Source organism: Pseudoalteromonas sp. TP27 (genome assembly GCF_056470645.1).
In genome coordinates this window covers 154,254-171,273 of record NZ_JARDAK010000008.1, presented here as the reverse complement: position 1 = coordinate 171,273, position 17,020 = coordinate 154,254, and the positions used below count along the sequence as shown (strand labels likewise).

General features: G+C 39.8%; 13 protein-coding genes and 1 rRNA gene. 9 read left to right on the top strand and 5 right to left on the bottom strand.

Annotated elements, in window-relative coordinates:
• Positions 1-81 precede the first annotated feature (81 nt).
• Positions 82-196 (top strand): 5S ribosomal RNA (rrf, locus tag PX700_RS11755).
• Between the two features lie 538 nt (positions 197-734).
• The gene (glsB, locus tag PX700_RS11750) at positions 735-1,658 is read left to right on the top strand and encodes a glutaminase B (RefSeq protein ID WP_479520800.1); all 924 of its coding nucleotides are present in this window, start codon (positions 735-737) and stop codon (positions 1,656-1,658) included.
• Positions 1,659-1,695: 37 nt separating this feature from the next.
• Here glsB and PX700_RS11745 read toward each other — a convergent pair whose 3' ends face one another.
• Complete coding sequence (locus PX700_RS11745; protein WP_166420981.1) at positions 1,696-3,000, bottom strand: inosine/guanosine kinase; 1,305 nt, start codon at positions 2,998-3,000, stop codon at positions 1,696-1,698.
• Positions 3,001-3,178: 178 nt separating this feature from the next.
• Here PX700_RS11745 and tadA point away from each other — a divergent pair, with 178 nt between their 5' ends.
• On the top strand, positions 3,179-3,694 hold the full coding sequence (gene tadA / locus PX700_RS11740) for a tRNA adenosine(34) deaminase TadA (RefSeq protein ID WP_415636799.1): 516 nt from the start codon (positions 3,179-3,181) through the stop codon (positions 3,692-3,694).
• 1 nt (position 3,695) lies between these two features.
• Here the strand turns inward: tadA and PX700_RS11735 are convergent, their stop codons facing one another.
• Together PX700_RS11735 and mltF are read right to left on the bottom strand one after the other, a co-directional pair.
• A complete protein-coding gene (locus PX700_RS11735) occupies positions 3,696-3,863 on the bottom strand; it encodes a hypothetical protein (RefSeq protein ID WP_197180586.1) in 168 nt (55 codons plus the stop codon).
• A gap of 164 nt (positions 3,864-4,027) precedes the next feature.
• Positions 4,028-5,554, bottom strand: a complete 1,527-nt coding sequence (gene mltF, locus PX700_RS11730; RefSeq protein WP_479520799.1) for a membrane-bound lytic murein transglycosylase MltF — start codon at positions 5,552-5,554, stop codon at positions 4,028-4,030.
• A 211-nt stretch (positions 5,555-5,765) separates the two neighbouring features.
• Between mltF and purL the strand changes: the two genes are divergently transcribed.
• The 4 genes from purL to PX700_RS11710 all read left to right on the top strand — a co-directional run bounded on the left by purL (position 5,766) and on the right by PX700_RS11710 (position 12,811).
• Positions 5,766-9,656, top strand: coding sequence for a phosphoribosylformylglycinamidine synthase (gene purL, locus PX700_RS11725; protein WP_479520798.1), 3,891 nt, complete (start codon positions 5,766-5,768; stop codon positions 9,654-9,656).
• A 127-nt stretch (positions 9,657-9,783) separates the two neighbouring features.
• Positions 9,784-12,270: an intermembrane phospholipid transport YdbH family protein gene (locus tag PX700_RS11720; protein WP_479520797.1), complete on the top strand. Its 2,487-nt coding sequence runs from the start codon at positions 9,784-9,786 to the stop codon at positions 12,268-12,270.
• 2 nt (positions 12,271-12,272) lie between these two features.
• Entirely contained in the window at positions 12,273-12,470 is a 198-nt protein-coding gene (locus PX700_RS11715; protein WP_165729381.1) for a YnbE family lipoprotein, read from the top strand.
• A gap of 11 nt (positions 12,471-12,481) precedes the next feature.
• Positions 12,482-12,811: a YdbL family probable chaperone protein gene (locus PX700_RS11710; protein WP_479520796.1), complete on the top strand. Its 330-nt coding sequence runs from the start codon at positions 12,482-12,484 to the stop codon at positions 12,809-12,811.
• Positions 12,812-12,858: 47 nt separating this feature from the next.
• Here the strand turns inward: PX700_RS11710 and PX700_RS11705 are convergent, their stop codons facing one another.
• Both PX700_RS11705 and waaA read right to left on the bottom strand, forming a co-directional pair.
• Positions 12,859-13,407: a DUF1415 domain-containing protein gene (locus tag PX700_RS11705; protein ID WP_166114757.1), complete on the bottom strand. Its 549-nt coding sequence runs from the start codon at positions 13,405-13,407 to the stop codon at positions 12,859-12,861.
• Positions 13,404-14,732 (bottom strand): lipid IV(A) 3-deoxy-D-manno-octulosonic acid transferase, encoded by a 1,329-nt coding sequence (gene waaA, locus PX700_RS11700; RefSeq protein ID WP_479520795.1) that lies wholly within the window; start codon positions 14,730-14,732, stop codon positions 13,404-13,406. Before waaA ends, PX700_RS11705 begins: the two co-directional genes overlap by 4 nt.
• A 183-nt stretch (positions 14,733-14,915) precedes the next feature.
• On the opposite strand from waaA, the gene PX700_RS11695 reads away from it, so the two are divergent.
• Both PX700_RS11695 and hldE read left to right on the top strand, forming a co-directional pair.
• Positions 14,916-15,506, top strand: a complete 591-nt coding sequence (locus PX700_RS11695; RefSeq protein ID WP_002961065.1) for an SIS domain-containing protein — start codon at positions 14,916-14,918, stop codon at positions 15,504-15,506.
• Positions 15,506-16,945 (top strand): bifunctional D-glycero-beta-D-manno-heptose-7-phosphate kinase/D-glycero-beta-D-manno-heptose 1-phosphate adenylyltransferase HldE, encoded by a 1,440-nt coding sequence (hldE, locus tag PX700_RS11690; RefSeq protein WP_197239744.1) that lies wholly within the window; start codon positions 15,506-15,508, stop codon positions 16,943-16,945. The genes PX700_RS11695 and hldE overlap by 1 nt, the downstream gene beginning before the upstream one ends.
• The last annotated feature ends 75 nt before the right edge of the window (positions 16,946-17,020 follow it).

Genomic DNA, 17,020 nt, shown 5'->3' with positions numbered 1-17,020 from the left:
AGTAGGACATTACCAGGCTTCAAATTCAGTCGAAGGACTTTAATCTTAATAATTAAAAATAAGAAAATTGAGAAGAATTTTCTTGGTGACAATAGCGTTTTGGACCCACCTGATTCCATGCCGAACTCAGTAGTGAAACGAAACAGCGCCGATGATAGTGTAGCATTTGCTATGTGAAAGTAGGACATTACCAGGATTTAATTAAGAGAAACCCGTTACAGCAATGTAACGGGTTTTTTGCTTTTTGAAATTAGTAAAAATTTGCATACTAAGAGACGATACGATTATTAATAGTGTAGTATTTGCTATGTGACTCTTTACCGCTGTGGGCACTACGAAATCCTACTGCGTAGCGCACGACTTCACATTGTAGAGCGCCCGAATTTAAGATTCGGGCTTTTTTATGTCTGCAGAAAAGTGAAATACGCGCAATTAACACCCACTCACATCAATATTCATCACGTAGGTCGGGCGAGCGTAGCGACTCCCGACGCTAAAATCATAAAAATCTCCGCTCGACAATGAGTGCGTAACATTTGCACTGTGACTCTCCACCGCAGTGGGCACAATGACATTACCAGGATTTAATTAAGAGAAACCAGATACAGTAATGTGACGTTTTTTTCTATTTAAATTTTGTAAAATCTCACCGTTAAATTCAACAACAAAACTAGGTGCACCTAATAGTGCGTGCTAAAATCCAATTTTTATGAATGATGATATAGAGGTCTAGATTGCCTACAGCTGATTACCAAAAGGTGCTTGATGAAATAGCACATGAAGTGCGTCCTTTATTATCACAGGGGAAAGTAGCTGATTATATTCCAGCTCTAGCCGAGGTTGATCCTAAGCAGTTTTCGATTGCTATATATACTACAGACGGTGAAACAATTTGTGCTGGTGATTGTACGCAGCGTTTTACTATTCAATCAGTTTCTAAAGTTATGACACTTACTATGGCACTACAGCGTTATGGTGATGAACTTTGGCATAGAGTCGGAAAGGAACCCTCAGGTACAGCCTTTAACTCTCTTACACAGCTTGAGTTTGAAAAGGGGATTCCTCGTAACCCATTCATCAATGCAGGCGCAATTGTAACGTGTGATGCATTATATAGCCGCTTATCTGCACCAATGCATTCTATGCTCGAAATCTTCAGGTTATTAGCTGGTAATAGAGGCATAGTAATTGATAAAAAAGTTGCTAATTCTGAGTATGAATTTAGGCATCGAAATGCTGCAATGGCGCATCTAATGAAGTCGTTTGGTAATTTTGAAAATGAAGTTGATGATGTTTTATGGTCTTACTTTAACTTTTGTTCTATTGAGCTTAATTGTATTGAATTAGCCAAAGCTTATAATTTTTTAGCTAATAAAGGTGTTGATAATCGTTCGGGAAATCGTGTTCTAAGTAGCCGTCAAAACAAGCAGCTAAATTCGCTTTTATTTACGAGTGGTTTATATGACGCTGCGGGTGATTTTGGTTACAGAGTTGGCATGCCAGGTAAGTCGGGAGTGTCAGGAACTGTTTTAGCTGTGTTACCAAATAAGTTTACTGTAGCTGTTTATTCGCCGGGGCTTAATTCGTTTGGTAATTCTGTTGCAGGAATCGCAGCGTTGGAGCTGTTATCTAAAAAACTCGATATTTCTATTTTTTAGCTAAACGAAAGGGAGCAGTAATTGCTCCCTTTATTATTTATTGTTCCCAATAAACCTGCTCTAAACAATCTTCGCGTTCAGGTAAGCCACGAGATAAACGTGGAGAATGCTGAACTAATACTTCATAGCTGGCTCGGTTAGCATATTTACTAATTTGCGATAGTGACGAATAAGTAATAGCTTGTTGTTGATGCTTAGCTGAGTTTGCCACATTAAGTTTATGATAAACATTCGCTGATAAATCATGAAGCACAGCTGCTAATGCACAATCACCCGCACCATTGGTGTTTTTGATTGAATCAGGTCCACCCATAAATGGCGCTGTATGGCTATATGCTCTGATAGGCTCATCACATTCATCTTTGCGCATAGCACGTGAAAATTCGTAACGGTTAAAATCAGGTATTGCACCTGGTAATAACGGATATTCGGTTTCACGCTTTAAACTTTCGTCAACGTAGCCGGCCATAAACAAGCCTTTTTCGCCAGCGGTGCAAATAACTAAATCTACCCAATCAAGTGCTTTATCAGCAGCTAAAAGAGGATCTTCAAAACCCGTAATAGCTAAACCTTCTTCTTCGTTCATAGCAAGAATATCAACATGCTTTTCAACGAAGCTTGCCCACCAGGTAGGGTCTTGTTCAATTAAGAACTTAGTACCAAGTGTAAGTACTACTGGCACACCTGCATCATTAGCGTATTTAACAGCTTGCATGGTGGCTTCAGTCATCGTTTCGCTACCTTGAGTACGCATAAGATAGGCACTGATCACTAACGCTGATGAATTTTCAATAAGATCTTTATCGATAGATTCAGGACGTAAGTGATTCATTAAGCCTGCACTTATCGCAAAAGTACGCTCACCGGTTTCATCAATTAATGTAAAACAACGGCCTACAGGCCCATCAACTGGTTGAAGGTAGTTTAAGTCTACACGGCTTGAGGTATTACATAAAAAACGGTAAGCGTAGCTACCTATTTTTATATTTTCGCTCATTACGCCTAATAAAACTGAGCGATCATCTGCAAGTACAGAGTAGTTGTGCATAGTGTTACCAATGGTTCCACCGGCAAACTCAAAATCAACCATATCGTTTAATTTTAAACGATCGTATAAGGCGTTTGTTGTGTCGCTATCAATAACTTGCGACATACCCCTACGTAGTTGAAATTCGTCAAGGAAAGCTTGATCAACTTTTGCCTCTATATCAACAACGATTTGATCGATACCCGTAATATAACTACGTTGTAATCGCTCTGTTGCGTTAAGTTGATTGGTAAGTGGATCTTTGGCTTCCACTGGAAAATAATGTTTATGCCTGCGGCGTCCAGGAAATTTCATTTGCTACCCGTGTTGTGAGCTAAATAAAAAAAGCGTGCGATTATAACGTAAATCAGCACTACTGAGCCATTACAAACAGGTAAATAGTGTTTTATTTTTGCAATAAAGTAATGAATGGCGCACTTTAGAGTGGTAACTAGGTATAATTACAGCATGAAAAGTTATTAAAGTAGAAATAATGAACGAGCAATTTGATGATTCCTACTGGATGGAGCAAGCGCTTTTGTATGCAAAGCAAGCAGAGCTGCTTGATGAAATTCCGGTTGGAGCGATTGTAGTAAAAGATAACCAGCTTATTTCAGTCGGATATAACCGTTCAATTACCGATAACGATCCATCTGCACATGCTGAAATGATTGCAGTACGAGAAGCAGGAAAGCTACTTAACAACTATCGTTTAATTGATTGTACGTTGTATGTAACGCTTGAGCCGTGTTCTATGTGTGCGGGATTGTTAGTGCACAGCAGAATTAAGCGTTTAGTATTTGGTGCGCTCGATGCGAAAACAGGATCTGCAGGTTCAATTATGAACTTATTGCAAGAACCAAGGCTAAATCATCAAGTAGAGGTATGTGGTGGTGTTTTGGCACAGCAGTGCGGTGATACTATTTCGGATTTTTTTAAACGAAGAAGGGCGCAAATTAAAGCAGCTAAAAAAGCTGCTCGTGATGATCAAGTAAATAAGGCTTGCTAAGTTAACTGGCTATTGGCTCTACTTCTGACTCAGCCATTTGCTGCATAGCAAACATTCTGCGACGCCAGATGATTTTTTTATGAAGCTTACGTAACATAACACGACGACGCGTAGCTGTTGAGTATATTACATTACGTTTTAATTTTTGTGTGCGTCTACGTTTTAGCATATTTTCTCCTAATGCAAGAGTGAGAAAGGCACAGGGTATATCTTATAAAATAATGATATACAATTAACACACATTAGTGATCATTTGATGACAAGTAAACAGATATTTAATTTACTTAAATTTTGCTTAACGACATGCTCCAAAAACGGATACCTATATTAATCTTAGTTATTATTTTCACTTGGTTGTTTGGGCTCAATTATAGGTTGTTGTTTTTGTGTTGAAGCTTCATCAGCCTCATTTTTTATCGCACTCTTTACTTCATTTTTCTCGTTTAGCTTAGGCTCATTATCAGCATCAGTGCTCAGTTCTGTAATTGGTTCTGGTTCAGGCGTTACGGCAATGGCATCATTCTCATCTAACCAGACAAGCGCATCGTAATAACGGCGTATATTATCTACATACTTAACTGCCACATCCCCGCGGGCATAACCGTAACGAGTTTTACGGTAATAGCGTTTTTTAATTAATAGTGGTAAGCGTTTTTTTACATCGGCCCACTTATCAGGGCTTGCACCTTGTTGCTCGGTAATTATACGTGCGTCGTTAACATGCCCCCAACCTACATTATATCCGGCCAGAGCAAGCCATGTACGGTCGGGTTGCGGGATACGGTCAGGAATGCGTTTAATAAGCTTGCTTAAGTATTTAGCGCCACCACGAATATTTTGCTCCGGTTCCAGCCTATTTGTTACGCCTACTTGTTTAGCTGTGCTGCGGGTTAGCATCATGATGCCTCGTACGCCAGTCGGTGATTTAGCTCGAGGGTTCCACATCGACTCTTGATAACTGAGTGCGGCTAATAACCGCCAATCCAAGCTTCCTGCATACTGTTCAAACCATGGCTGGTATGTTGGGAGCGTTTCTTTAATTGCTTCTATATAAGCAAGGGTATTTACATAATTAAATTGGCGCACGTGACCAAAATACTTTTCTTCGAGTACGTAGAGCTGGTTACTTTCCTTAACGTCACCAAAAAATGGCACCAATAACGCATATAAAGAGTCGTCATCTGATTTGTTGAGTACCCATGCAATCGGGTCGTTATGACTAACTGAAAAGCCGATGCTTAAATTGGGGTGATAACGGCGAAACAACGATAATGTATGTGTATCGGCTAGGGTGTAATCTATCTCGCCATCAATAACCGCTTGAAGTAATTCTTCTTCATCAAACTCTTCGCTCTCTATCCAGGTAAGGTCTGGATTGTTCTTCTTCATTTTTTGTAGAGTAAGCGAGTGGCTACTTTTAGCTATAACAGTAAAGTTACCGTCTAAATCGTCAAACTCTCGAGGACGAACGCGACCTTGCTTATAAACTAATTTTTGGCTGATTGTTCTGTAAGTTGGCCCAAAGCGATATTGCTCTGCACGGGTTTTATTATAGGTAAGTCCTGAGGCTATTAAGTCTAAATCACCGCTTTCAAGGCGTTCAAACATGTCTGATAAGTTAAAGAAAGGGACTATTTCAAGCTCTACACCTAAATATTCGGCAAAAGCTTGAGATAACTCGTATTCAAAACCTTGCTCGCCTTGTACCGCTTGATAATAGTTACTGGCGCTGGCAAGCGTGCCAACGCGTATTTTATTTTGTTCTTTTATTTGGGCGAGTTGAGTTGGCTGTTCTTGCATATCACATGCACATAACAGCATAACTAAAGTAATGATTATTATTAGTTTTTCTTTGAACATTGAGTGCCCCTTAAGCTCGCCAGTCACCGTTATAGCAAAACTAAGCCATCGCGTCACTTTACCTTTTATTTTATTAACCAAAAGAGGCTATAAATAAAGCTAAAAAGTTAATTTTATGAAAAGCGTAATTTTGAGTTAAATCTGAATGCTAATTGGACTATAATGCGTGCCTAAAATATCGTTCAATCCCTAACCCCGGATGAAATTACCTATGTTGATCCTTCGTGGTGCACCAGCACTGTCAGAGTTCAGAGTTAATAAAATTTTAGCGCGTTGCCAACAATCGCAACTTCCAGTCACTAACGTATACGCCGAGTATGCTCACTTTGCCGATTTAACATCGCCGTTGAGTAGCTCCGAGCAAACCAAGCTTGAAAAACTATTAACTTACGGTCCAACTATTGCTGAGCATACCCCAGCTGGCAAACTTGTACTTGTTACACCTCGCCCAGGTACCATTTCACCTTGGGCTTCTAAAGCTACCGACATCGCCCATAACTGTGGTTTAAAGCAGGTTCATCGCGTTGAACGTGGTATTGCTTATTATGTTGAAGGTGACTTAAACGCAGAGCAACTAGCACAAGTAACTGCGTTATTACACGACCGTATGACTGAAGCAACACACAACCAATTTGAAGATGCGGCTCAATTATTTCGTAATGATGCGCCACGCCAAATGTCGTCTGTTGATATTTTAGGTGGTGGACGTGAAGCATTAGCTATAGCTAATGTTGAGCAAGGTTTTGCCCTTGCTGATGACGAAATAGACTACTTGGTAGAAAATTTTATAAAGTTAGGCCGTAACCCTAACGACATCGAATTGTTTATGTTTGCACAAGCAAACTCAGAGCATTGTCGCCATAAAATATTTAATGCTGACTGGACAATCGATGGAAAAGAGCAGCCAAAATCGCTGTTTAAAATGATTAAAAATACCTTTGAGTTAAATCCTGAAAATGTATTGTCGGCGTATAAAGATAACGCGGCAGTAATGAAAGGCTCAAAAGCGGGTCGCTTCTTCCCAAATGCGCAAGGTGAATATGCGTATCATCAAGAAGACATTGAAATATTAATGAAAGTTGAAACGCATAACCATCCAACAGCTATTGCGCCATTCTCTGGTGCAGCTACGGGCTCTGGCGGTGAGATTCGCGATGAAGGCGCAACAGGTCGTGGCTCTAAGCCAAAAGCTGGTTTAGTTGGCTTTACGGTATCAAACTTGCGTATTCCAGGTTACGAGCAACCATGGGAAAGCGATTTTGGTAAGCCAGGTCGTATTGTTAACGCGCTTGATATTATGACAGAAGGTCCACTAGGTGGCGCTGCATTTAATAATGAGTTTGGTCGTCCTAATTTATTAGGTTACTTCCGTACTTACGAAGAAAAAGTAACAAGCCATAACGGCGAAGAAGTACGTGGTTACCACAAGCCTATTATGCTTGCCGGCGGTTTAGGTAATATTCGCTCTGATCATGTTCAAAAAGGGGATATACCTGTTGGCGCTAAATTAATTGCGCTAGGCGGACCTGCAATGAACATTGGTTTAGGCGGTGGTGCTGCATCAAGTATGGCATCTGGTCAGTCAAACGAAGATTTAGATTTTGCTTCTGTACAACGTGAAAATCCAGAGATGGAGCGTCGTTGCCAAGAAGTTATCGATAAATGTTGGCAGCTAGGTGATGAAAACCCAATTGCGTTTATTCATGATGTAGGCGCTGGCGGTTTATCAAATGCGTTCCCTGAGCTTGTTAATGATGGCGGACGTGGCGGTAAGTTCCAATTACGTAGTATCCCTAACGATGAACCAGGCATGGCACCACACGAAATTTGGTGTAATGAATCACAAGAACGCTATGTACTTGCTGTTGGCGTAGAGAACTTTGATCGCTTTGAAGCTATTTGTAAGCGTGAACGTGCCCAGTACGCTGTTATTGGTGAAGCAACCGCTGAACCTCACTTAACCGTGTCAGACAGTCACTTTAAAAATGACCCCGTTGATTTACCGCTGGACGTATTATTAGGTAAAGCACCTAAAATGCACCGCGATGTAACGTCAAAGCAAGTTGTTGGTAAAGCGCTTGATACTACATCAATAAATGCAGCCGATGCAGCGCAGCGCTTAATGCGTTTACCAACCATTGCTGAAAAAACATTCCTAATAACAATCGGCGATCGCTCAGTTACGGGTTTAGTAGCGCGCGATCAAATGGTCGGTCCTTGGCAAGTACCTGTTGCTAACTGTGCAGTAACTGCGGCAACGTATGATACTTACCACGGTGAAGCTATGTCACTCGGTGAACGTACTCCTGCAGCATTACTTAATTACGGTGCATCTGCACGTTTAGCGGTAGCTGAGTCGTTAACTAATATTGCCTGTGCAAACATTGGTAGCCTTGAAAATATTAAGTTATCGGCAAACTGGATGGCAGCAGCGGGTCACCCAGGTGAAGATGCTGGTTTATACGAAGCGGTTAAAGCCGTAGGCGAAGAGCTTTGTCCTGCGCTTGGTTTAACGATTCCAGTAGGTAAAGATTCTATGTCAATGAAAACGACATGGAAAGATGAAGGTGACTCACAAGAGAAATCAGTAACATCGCCACTTTCACTGGTTATAACTGCGTTTGGTCGTGTTGACGACGTACGTAAAACAGTAACGCCACAACTGCGTACAGATAAAGGCGATACATCGCTTATATTAGTTGATTTAGGTGCGGGTAAAAACCGCATGGGCGCATCAAGCCTTGCACAAGTTTATAAGCAATTAGGTGATGTAACACCTGATGTTGATAGCCCTGAGTTATTAAAAGGCTTTTATAACGCAATGCAAGCGCTAGTGGCTGATAGTAAGTTACTTGCTTATCATGACCGTTCAGACGGTGGTTTATTTACCACGGTTGCTGAAATGGCGTTTACGGGTCATACCGGTGTAACGGTTGATTTAGCAGGTTTAACAGGTTCAGACATTGAAGCGCTTTATAACGAAGAGCTAGGTGCAGTAATTCAAGTTGCAAATAGTGATTTAGATGCAGTAAATGCGGTGTTTGAACAACATGGTATTGCAGCAATTACTCACAACATCGGTACACTTAATAGCGACGATACGATTATATTTAACCGTGGCGAAAACACGGTACTTAATCATACGCGTACTGAGCTTCGTACTATTTGGGCTGAAACAACTTATCAAATGCAAGCGCGTCGTGATAACCCTGAGTGTGCTAAGCAAGAGTTTGATGCTAAATTTGATGCAAAAGATCCAGGTTTAAATGTAAAACTAAACTTTGATTTAAACGAAGACATAGCAGCGCCATACATTGCAACCGGTGCTAAACCGCAAATGGCTATTTTACGTGAGCAAGGTGTTAACTCTCACCTAGAAATGGCAGCAGCGTTTAACCGTGCAGGTTTTGCAGCCGTTGATGTACACATGAGCGACATTTTAGAAGGTCGTTTAACACTAGAGCAGTTTAAAGGTTTAGTGGCATGTGGTGGCTTCTCTTACGGTGACGTACTAGGTGCGGGTGAAGGTTGGGCTAAGTCTATTTTGTTTAACGACATGGCACGCGATCAGTTCCAAAACTTCTTCCATCGTGAAGATACCTTTAGCTTAGGTGTATGTAACGGTTGCCAAATGTTATCAACGTTAAAAGAGTTGATCCCTGGCACTGAGCACTGGCCGCGTTTTGTAACTAATAAATCAGAGCGTTTTGAAGCTCGCTTTAGTTTAGTTGAAATACAAGAGAATCCATCTGTGTTCTTTAACGGAATGGCTGGCTCACGTATGCCAATTGCGGTTTCTCATGGTGAAGGTCATGCTGAGTTTGCAAACGATGCAGCTACTAAAGCGGCGCTTAATAGCGGCACTGTAGCGGTTAAGTTTGTAGATAACTACGGTAACCCTACAACGCAGTACCCAGCTAACCCGAATGGTTCTCCAGAAGGCATTACAGGTATCACGTCTACTGATGGTCGCGCAACTGTAATGATGCCGCATCCAGAACGCGTATTTAGAAGCGTTGCTAACTCTTGGCATCCTGATGAATGGATCGAAGATAGTCCGTGGATGCGTATGTTCCGTAATGCACGTAAAAACGTAGGTTAATTACATTGCGTTTATACAAGTTAGATTCATAATCTAACTGTAAAATAAAAAAGGCTGCATTGTGCAGCCTTTTTTGATTAGTATACTTTTAGCACCAAGTTAAAAGCACAAGGCATTTAAGGATAGTATGTTTAAACGAGTTGGTTTAATTGTTGGGGTTATATTGCTAAGTACTTTGCTGCTTGGTTATGTATTTCGTTTACCTTTATTACAGTGGGCTATAGCGCCTGAGCTTAAAAAAGCCGGCATTACGTTAAGTTGTCTCGACTTTTCAATTACGTCTGAGCTAAATATCTATGCTGATAAAGTGTGTGTGAATTATCAAAATCAACAGTTACAACTTACTGGTATTACTGGTATTACTGGTATTACTGGTATTACTGGTATTACTGCAAATACAAAACGTATAGATATTAAAAATGCTGTGCTAACGGTTAATCCTTTCCCTAAAAACGATAATGCTAATCAACTTGCTAAAAATCTCGATTTAGCGCTTCCTTCAACCCGTCCATTAATCAGCATTAAACAGCTTGCAGTAAAAAGTGAACAGCTCAATAAGCCACTAAAAATAAGTATATTGGAACCGACACTAAATCAGTTTAATGTCACTGGTGATATAAACGCGAGTGCGATTTTGACTGCTGATAAAGTAAGTGGTCAGTTTGCAGTAAATGACACTCTTTTAAAGCAAGTTATAAATACTGAAAATACCTTGATAGCAGATGTTAACTTTAATACTCAGCAAGCGTTTAGCTTTGACGGTATAGAGCTTAAATTAAATGGCGATATTAGTGCCCAGTTTGCTTATATTTATGAGCAATGTCAGGTCAACGTATTAACCACTGGCAAGTTGGCAACTCATTTTAATTTAAACAGCCAAGCGTTAATGCTTAATACCGATTTGCTTAATAACAAAATTAATTTAACGCCAAGTTGTGCGAATTTAATTTCACCGAGTGAATACGCAGGTTTTGTGAGCAATCAAGTTCCTTTAAATTGGCAACTTAAACTCCCTCAATCAATTCGCTTAGAGGATAGTGAGCTGAATGTACCTGCAATTAATTTGGTGAGTGAGGGCGATAAGCAATTTGATATTTTAATGACAGATACAGCAGTTAATATTAAATCGCCACTTGAAAACGTACAGACAAATTTATCAGCTCAAATAAGCACACCCGATATAAATAATTTCAGCGTTAATGCTCAGTTAGTGGGCACTACGGTTAAAGGCGATTATGCGGTTGCGCTTGAAAGCTTGCCTGAATTTGTTCCTGCAACAGCGAATGGGCTTAGCCTTGGTGGTCACTTTGATATAAGTGAGTTTATTGACTCAAAACCAGTTGGGCTTATAAATGCTAAATTAACGCTCAATAGTGTAGATGCGTTTGATATAAGCGCAGTGCAATACCGAGGTGATTTAACTGCAAAAATGGATAAGCAGTTAAACGCAGAAGTAACATTAATGCATCAATTTAAAAGCGCACAATATAAAGAATTTAAAGCAACGGATATAAGTAACACATTAACAGCAAATGCTAATTTAGGCGTGGGCGAGTTATTTGCCGAGTTAACAGGAAAAACGAATATAAAGGCTGTTAATAGCCCTGACATAAAACTTAATAATATAAAAGTAGAGTCTAATGGGCTACAAAGCCGTGCACTAAAAGCCACTCATCACGCATTTATAAACGATGTCGAGTTAGTGATAAATCATCATATGTCGGCGCAAGCTCATCCGTTTGAAGTGATTATTCCTGAGCAAAGTGCATTGTTATTAAATACGTTTATTAGTCAATTTGAACCACTTGCGCAACTAACCGAGGGTAAATTTAATGGCTATATTAGTGGTGATGTAAACTTGCAAAACGCTTCATTCAATATAGGGGTTACTCACATAGGTGCACTTTATAACGATTACCTTGCGAGTGATTTGAATAGCGTATTTAGCGGGCAATATAATTCAGGTAAGCTTAATGTAAAACCAACTACCTTTAATTTAAATGAATTTAGAGCCGGTGCTGTTGTAAAAAATATTAAAGGGCAGTGGCAAGTTAACGATAATAGCGCTCTAGTAAACGATATAACGGGCGATATATTTGGCGGCGAATTTTCGTTAGATACCTACACAGTAGGGAAGCCAAATCAAGTCGCTAATGTTAAGTTTGAAAATATTGATGCAAGTCAGCTCGTTACACTCGATGATAAGTCGGGGATTGTATTAACGGGACGCTTAGCCGGTGCGTTGCCAGTCCACTTTAATAGTGGTGAAATTGAAATAATTGATGGCAGTTTATTTAGCCAAGGCACAGGTAATTTAAAAATTACTAATAACGCAGCGTTTGATTCGGTGATGCAACAACAGCAAGAGTTGCAACCTGTGTTAGGATTATTAACAAATCTAGATATTCAAAAGCTAAATAGTAGTGTTGCACTAAAAAATGATGGCTGGTTAAAACTCGGTGTTAACTTACAAGGTTATAATAAAGCAGAGCAGCAGCAAGTTAACTTTAACTACAATCATGAAGAAAACGTATTTACACTTTTACGCGCACTGCGTTTAAGTGACGAAATTACACAAAAAGTTGAGCAACAATACTCACAAAAAGGAAACTAATAATGAGACAGTCGTTATCGATAAAAGTACTGCTCGCGCTGGGTGCTATTAGCGTACTAAGTGCCTGCACGCACCGTGTTGAGGTGTCTGCAAAAGAGCCTATTACAATTAATTTAAATGTGAAAGTTGATCACGAAATTCGCGTAAAAGTAGATAAAGAACTCGATAGTTTATTTAGTGACGACAGTGAGTTATTTTAAGGAGCCAAAACATGAATACGAAGAAAAAATTAAATATTATTATGTTAGTTAGTGCTGTATGTATGTCGTTCTCTGTGTGGGCTATTAGCCTGGATGACGCTAAGAGCCAAGGGTTAGTCGGTGAAGATAGCTCTGGTTATTTAGGGCTTGTAGTGCAAAATGCAGAAGCAAAAGCGCTTGTTGGTGACATAAATACAAAGCGTAAAGCGCAGTACTTAAAGCTGGCTAAAAAGAATAATTTATCACTTTCACAAGTAGAGGCACTCGCAGCGGCTAAAACAATTGAAAAAACGCAAAGTGGTCATTATGTTGAAGTAAATGGTAACTGGGTTAAAAAATAAGCCTAAGTATTATCTTTTTAACATAAAGCAAAAATAAAACCGAGCCTTTAAGCGCTCGGTTTTTTACAGCCTTCGAGTAACTGTTGCCAAAAATCAATACCCTTACGCCTTGCTAGGTTTATATTATGCTCTGGAATAGATTCGGGCTCGTTATAACTATCAAGCGCTTCGCTCATACTGGCTTCGCGGATTAAATGCAAAGTAGGAAAGGGCGCTCTATTTGTGTAGTTTGCAGCATCGGTTTCATCGCTATCGGCAAATACGTAATCAGGGTGAAAGTTAGCAATTTGATACTTGCCTTCAAACCCTTGCGCGACTAACAGCGCATTAGCTAAATCGACCAAGTCTAAATAATCTTCAAAGTCACTAAAGCCGTTATCAAACATGATAAGCGTTGTTTCGCGCTCTGGTTCGCGGTCAAGTTCAACACATTGCTCAAGCATATCCATTACGGCGTCATCCATGCTCGTTGCTGGGCTTACGATGTAATGAATACAGTTATTTTCTACTTCTTTGCGTGCAAACGGGCAAAAGTTATATTTAACAATAACAGATGATACCCATTCGCGGGTTTGGCTTATGGCTATATTGGTCACGATTTTGGCTCTAAATATTGATTAATAATGTTAAGTGTTTTTTGTATAGCACCTTGGTTTTTAGCAACGCATTGAGCAGCTTTAATACCTAAGGTTTGGCACGCTTTTGTATTTTGGCTAAACGTTATAAGCTGTTTTGCAAGCTCGTCGTTGTTATCAACCACTACAGCGCCTTTGAGCTTTATTAGCTCGGGATAAACATGATCAAAATTGTATGTATGCGGACCCGTTATTACGCCCACCGAAAATGCTGCTGATTCTAATGGATTGTGCCCACCTCTAGGTATTAAGCTGCCGCCAATAAAGCTCACATTTGCAGCGCCATACAAACACTGTAACTCACCAAGCGTATCAGCAAGAAGTACTTGTTCATTGTTGTAGTTATTTTGGCTACGACGGCTAAAACTAAGTGGGCTTTGTGTTAAAAACTCAGCCACTTTATCAAATTGCTCTGGGTGGCGCGGAGCAATTATAAGTAAGGCATTAGGTTGTTTTTTTAGTAACTGTTGGTGAGCTGCCAATACTAATTCATGTTCTACAGGATGTGTTGAGCCTGCAACCCATACAAAGCGTTCGCCATTGTTGTGTTCAGTACTGCTATTTTCATTACTATTATTTTTATTAATACTATAAAGCTGTTTAAGGTTGAGTACCTTGGCTAATTGCTCGTCACTTGGCGTTATATCAAATTTTATCGAACCTGTTACATGGCTTTTTGACTTATCAAGACCAAGCTCTATAAAACGCTCAGCATCTGTTTTGTTATGGCTCGCAAGTACTGTAATTGAGCGCATAATAATATGCGTTAATTTAGCGACCTTTTGATAGCCTTGTTGCGACTTTTTAGAGAGTCTTGCATTGATGACAAGCACGGGTATGTTTTTTTTATGACTTATCGCCATTAAATTTGGCCATAGCTCGGTTTCTAAAATACATAATGCTTGTGGCTTAATACGGTTTAAAAATCGGGCTGTCGCAAACGGAAAATCGATTGGTAAGTAGCTACACGCCACAGTGTTTTTAAACTGGTTAAGTATTTGCTCTCTGCCTGTTGGGGTATTACAGGTTATAAGTATATTTAAATTTGGATGCGCTTTTTGAAGCGCTTTAATAAGCGGCGTTGCGGCAAGTACTTCACCAACAGAAGCACAATGAAAAACTAAAGGTTTAGCTTTAGTCGAAAATAAAGACTTACTGACAAACCCAAAGCGCTCTTTAAAGTGTGCACGATACCCTAGGTTTTTTTTACCTCGTAAAATATAGAGATAAAATACAATCAGTGGGCTAATAAAAATTAATGCTAGAGAGTAAAAAATGCGTGCCATACTGATCTTTCTTAAAGGGAAGTGACGTTAGTTTACCGTGAAATAGCCGTTTTCTAAACATACTCACAATAAAATATGGTCTGGGTTCAGTTATAACCCGATAAAATGCACACAATTAAATAAAATTATGGAATAATGGATTTAATTTTTCCCTGCTATTTCAGTTCCTAGAGGAATTTTTTCATGTCAATTATCGATTCAGTGGCAACTAGCTACGTTGAAACATTAAACCGTCATCAAGCATTATTTGAAACGATGGAAGCTTATCATCAAGAATCTATGCAACTGTTAGAGGCATGTCATAGTGCATTACAAGCTGGTGGCAAGATTGTTTGGTTTGGTAACGGCGGAAGTGCAGCCGATGCGCAGCATTTAGCAGCAGAATTTGTAGTGCGTTATAAATTGGAACGTGGTCCGCTTGCCTCTATGGCATTGACGACTGATACCTCAATTTTAACAGCACACAGCAACGATTATCACTTTGATACGGTGTTTGAACGCCAAGTTCAAGCGCTATGTAAACCAGAAGATTTAGTTATAGGTTTAACAACATCAGGTACTAGTAACAATATTAATTTAGCGTTAGAGGCGGCAAATAAGCTGGGTGCTTTTACCGTAGCACTAACGGGGCGTGATGGCGGTAAAGTGAAAGATATTGCTAAGTTACCTATCATTATAAAAAATGACGAAACAGCACGTATTCAAGAGGCTCACATGTTTATAGGTCACTGGTTATGTGAAGCCATGGATATGGTTGTTGCGGAGCAGCAGTAATGGATTTATCGTTATTAAAAAATTTATCGGCAGCACGAATATTGGTTGTTGGCGACGTAATGCTAGACCGTTATTGGTATGGCGATACAGGGCGTATTTCGCCAGAAGCGCCAGTCCCTGTTGTTAAGGTAAGTAAATTTGAAGATAAAGCGGGCGGTGCAGCTAACGTTGCAAAAAACATAGCGCGGTTAGATGCAAAAGTCGGCTTGCTCGGTTTAATTGGTGAAGATGAAAGCGGACAAATTTTAGAAACAATTCTAAAAGGTGAAAATATTAGCTCACAGCTAGTCAGTGTGTGTGATTTGCCAACTATTTCAAAAATGCGTGTTATTAGCCGCCACCAACAACTGGTTCGTCTTGATTTAGAAGAAACATTTACCGAGCAACACAGCCAACTTTTATTAAACCGTTTAGAGCTTGTGCTAGATGAATACGACTTTATTGTGTTCTCTGACTACAGCAAAGGCTCTTTAAGCTTAATTAAAGAGATGGTAAGCCTTGCTAAAAGTGCGGGTAAAACAGTTTTAATCGACCCTAAATCGCCAGATTTACATTTATATGAAGGTGCTGATTACATTACGCCTAATTTACATGAGTTCAAGTTAGCGGGTGGTCAAACCGATTCAGAAGAAGCTTTAGCAGCAAGTGCGCGTGATTTAATTAGCAAAAATGGCATTAAAGCCATGTTGCTTACGCGTTCTGAGCAAGGTATGTCGTTAATTAATGCAGATGAAAAGTTTGATTTTGCAGCACAAGAACTTGAAGTAAGCGATGTTACTGGCGCTGGCGATACTGTTATAGCAACACTGGCGGTAATGCTTGGCGCGGGCATGGAACCTAAAGATGCAGTCGAAATTGCTAATTTAGCGGCAGGTATAGCGGTTAGTAAATTTGGCGCAGCGACTGTCTCGCCAGAAGAATTAAGTCGTAAGCTTGGACAGTATTTACATACTACTGGTGAGCATTATCAAACTCCATTTGATGATGTACTTCAACATATTGAATTTGCAAAACAAAATGGCGAAACCATTGTATTCACTAATGGCTGCTTTGATATTTTACATGCTGGGCATGTACGTTATTTAGCGCAAGCTAAAGCACGAGGCGATAGGTTGGTTGTTGGATTAAATAATGACGAATCGATTACGCGTTTAAAAGGGGCAGATCGTCCTATTAACCCACTAGATGAGCGTGCAATGGTACTTAGTGCGCTTTCTTCTGTTGATTGGGTTATTCCATTTGGCAGCTTAGATGAAAATGATACACCAGCTAAATTAATCGAGCAGATAAGCCCTGATATTTTAGTTAAAGGTGGCGACTATACCGTAGAGCAAATAGCGGGTGCTGAGCATGTACTTCGCCATGGCGGGAAAGTTGAAGTGCTTGAATTTTTAGACGGGTGCTCAACATCAAAAGTAATTAGTAAAATTAAACAGTAATTACTGATTTAGTTTGCTAAAAAATACAAAAAAAGGGATGAAAACACTGTTTTCATCCCTTTCTTACTTTTAATA

Bases quoted from the DNA above. Each gene is read 5' to 3' on its own strand.
- PX700_RS11745 (WP_166420981.1), bottom strand. From the start codon at position 3,000: ATGAAATTTCCTGGACGCCGCAGGCATAAACATTATTTTCCAGTGGAA.
- mltF (WP_479520799.1), bottom strand. From the start codon at position 5,554: ATGTTCAAAGAAAAACTAATAATAATCATTACTTTAGTTATGCTGTTA.
- purL (WP_479520798.1), top strand. From the start codon at position 5,766: ATGTTGATCCTTCGTGGTGCACCAGCACTGTCAGAGTTCAGAGTTAAT.
- PX700_RS11720 (WP_479520797.1), top strand. From the start codon at position 9,784: ATGTTTAAACGAGTTGGTTTAATTGTTGGGGTTATATTGCTAAGTACT.
- PX700_RS11735 (WP_197180586.1), bottom strand. From the start codon at position 3,863: ATGCTAAAACGTAGACGCACACAAAAATTAAAACGTAATGTAATATAC.
- hldE (WP_197239744.1), top strand. From the start codon at position 15,506: ATGGATTTATCGTTATTAAAAAATTTATCGGCAGCACGAATATTGGTT.
- PX700_RS11715 (WP_165729381.1), top strand. From the start codon at position 12,273: ATGAGACAGTCGTTATCGATAAAAGTACTGCTCGCGCTGGGTGCTATT.
- PX700_RS11710 (WP_479520796.1), top strand. From the start codon at position 12,482: ATGAATACGAAGAAAAAATTAAATATTATTATGTTAGTTAGTGCTGTA.
- waaA (WP_479520795.1), bottom strand. From the start codon at position 14,732: ATGGCACGCATTTTTTACTCTCTAGCATTAATTTTTATTAGCCCACTG.
- tadA (WP_415636799.1), top strand. From the start codon at position 3,179: ATGAACGAGCAATTTGATGATTCCTACTGGATGGAGCAAGCGCTTTTG.
- PX700_RS11695 (WP_002961065.1), top strand. From the start codon at position 14,916: ATGTCAATTATCGATTCAGTGGCAACTAGCTACGTTGAAACATTAAAC.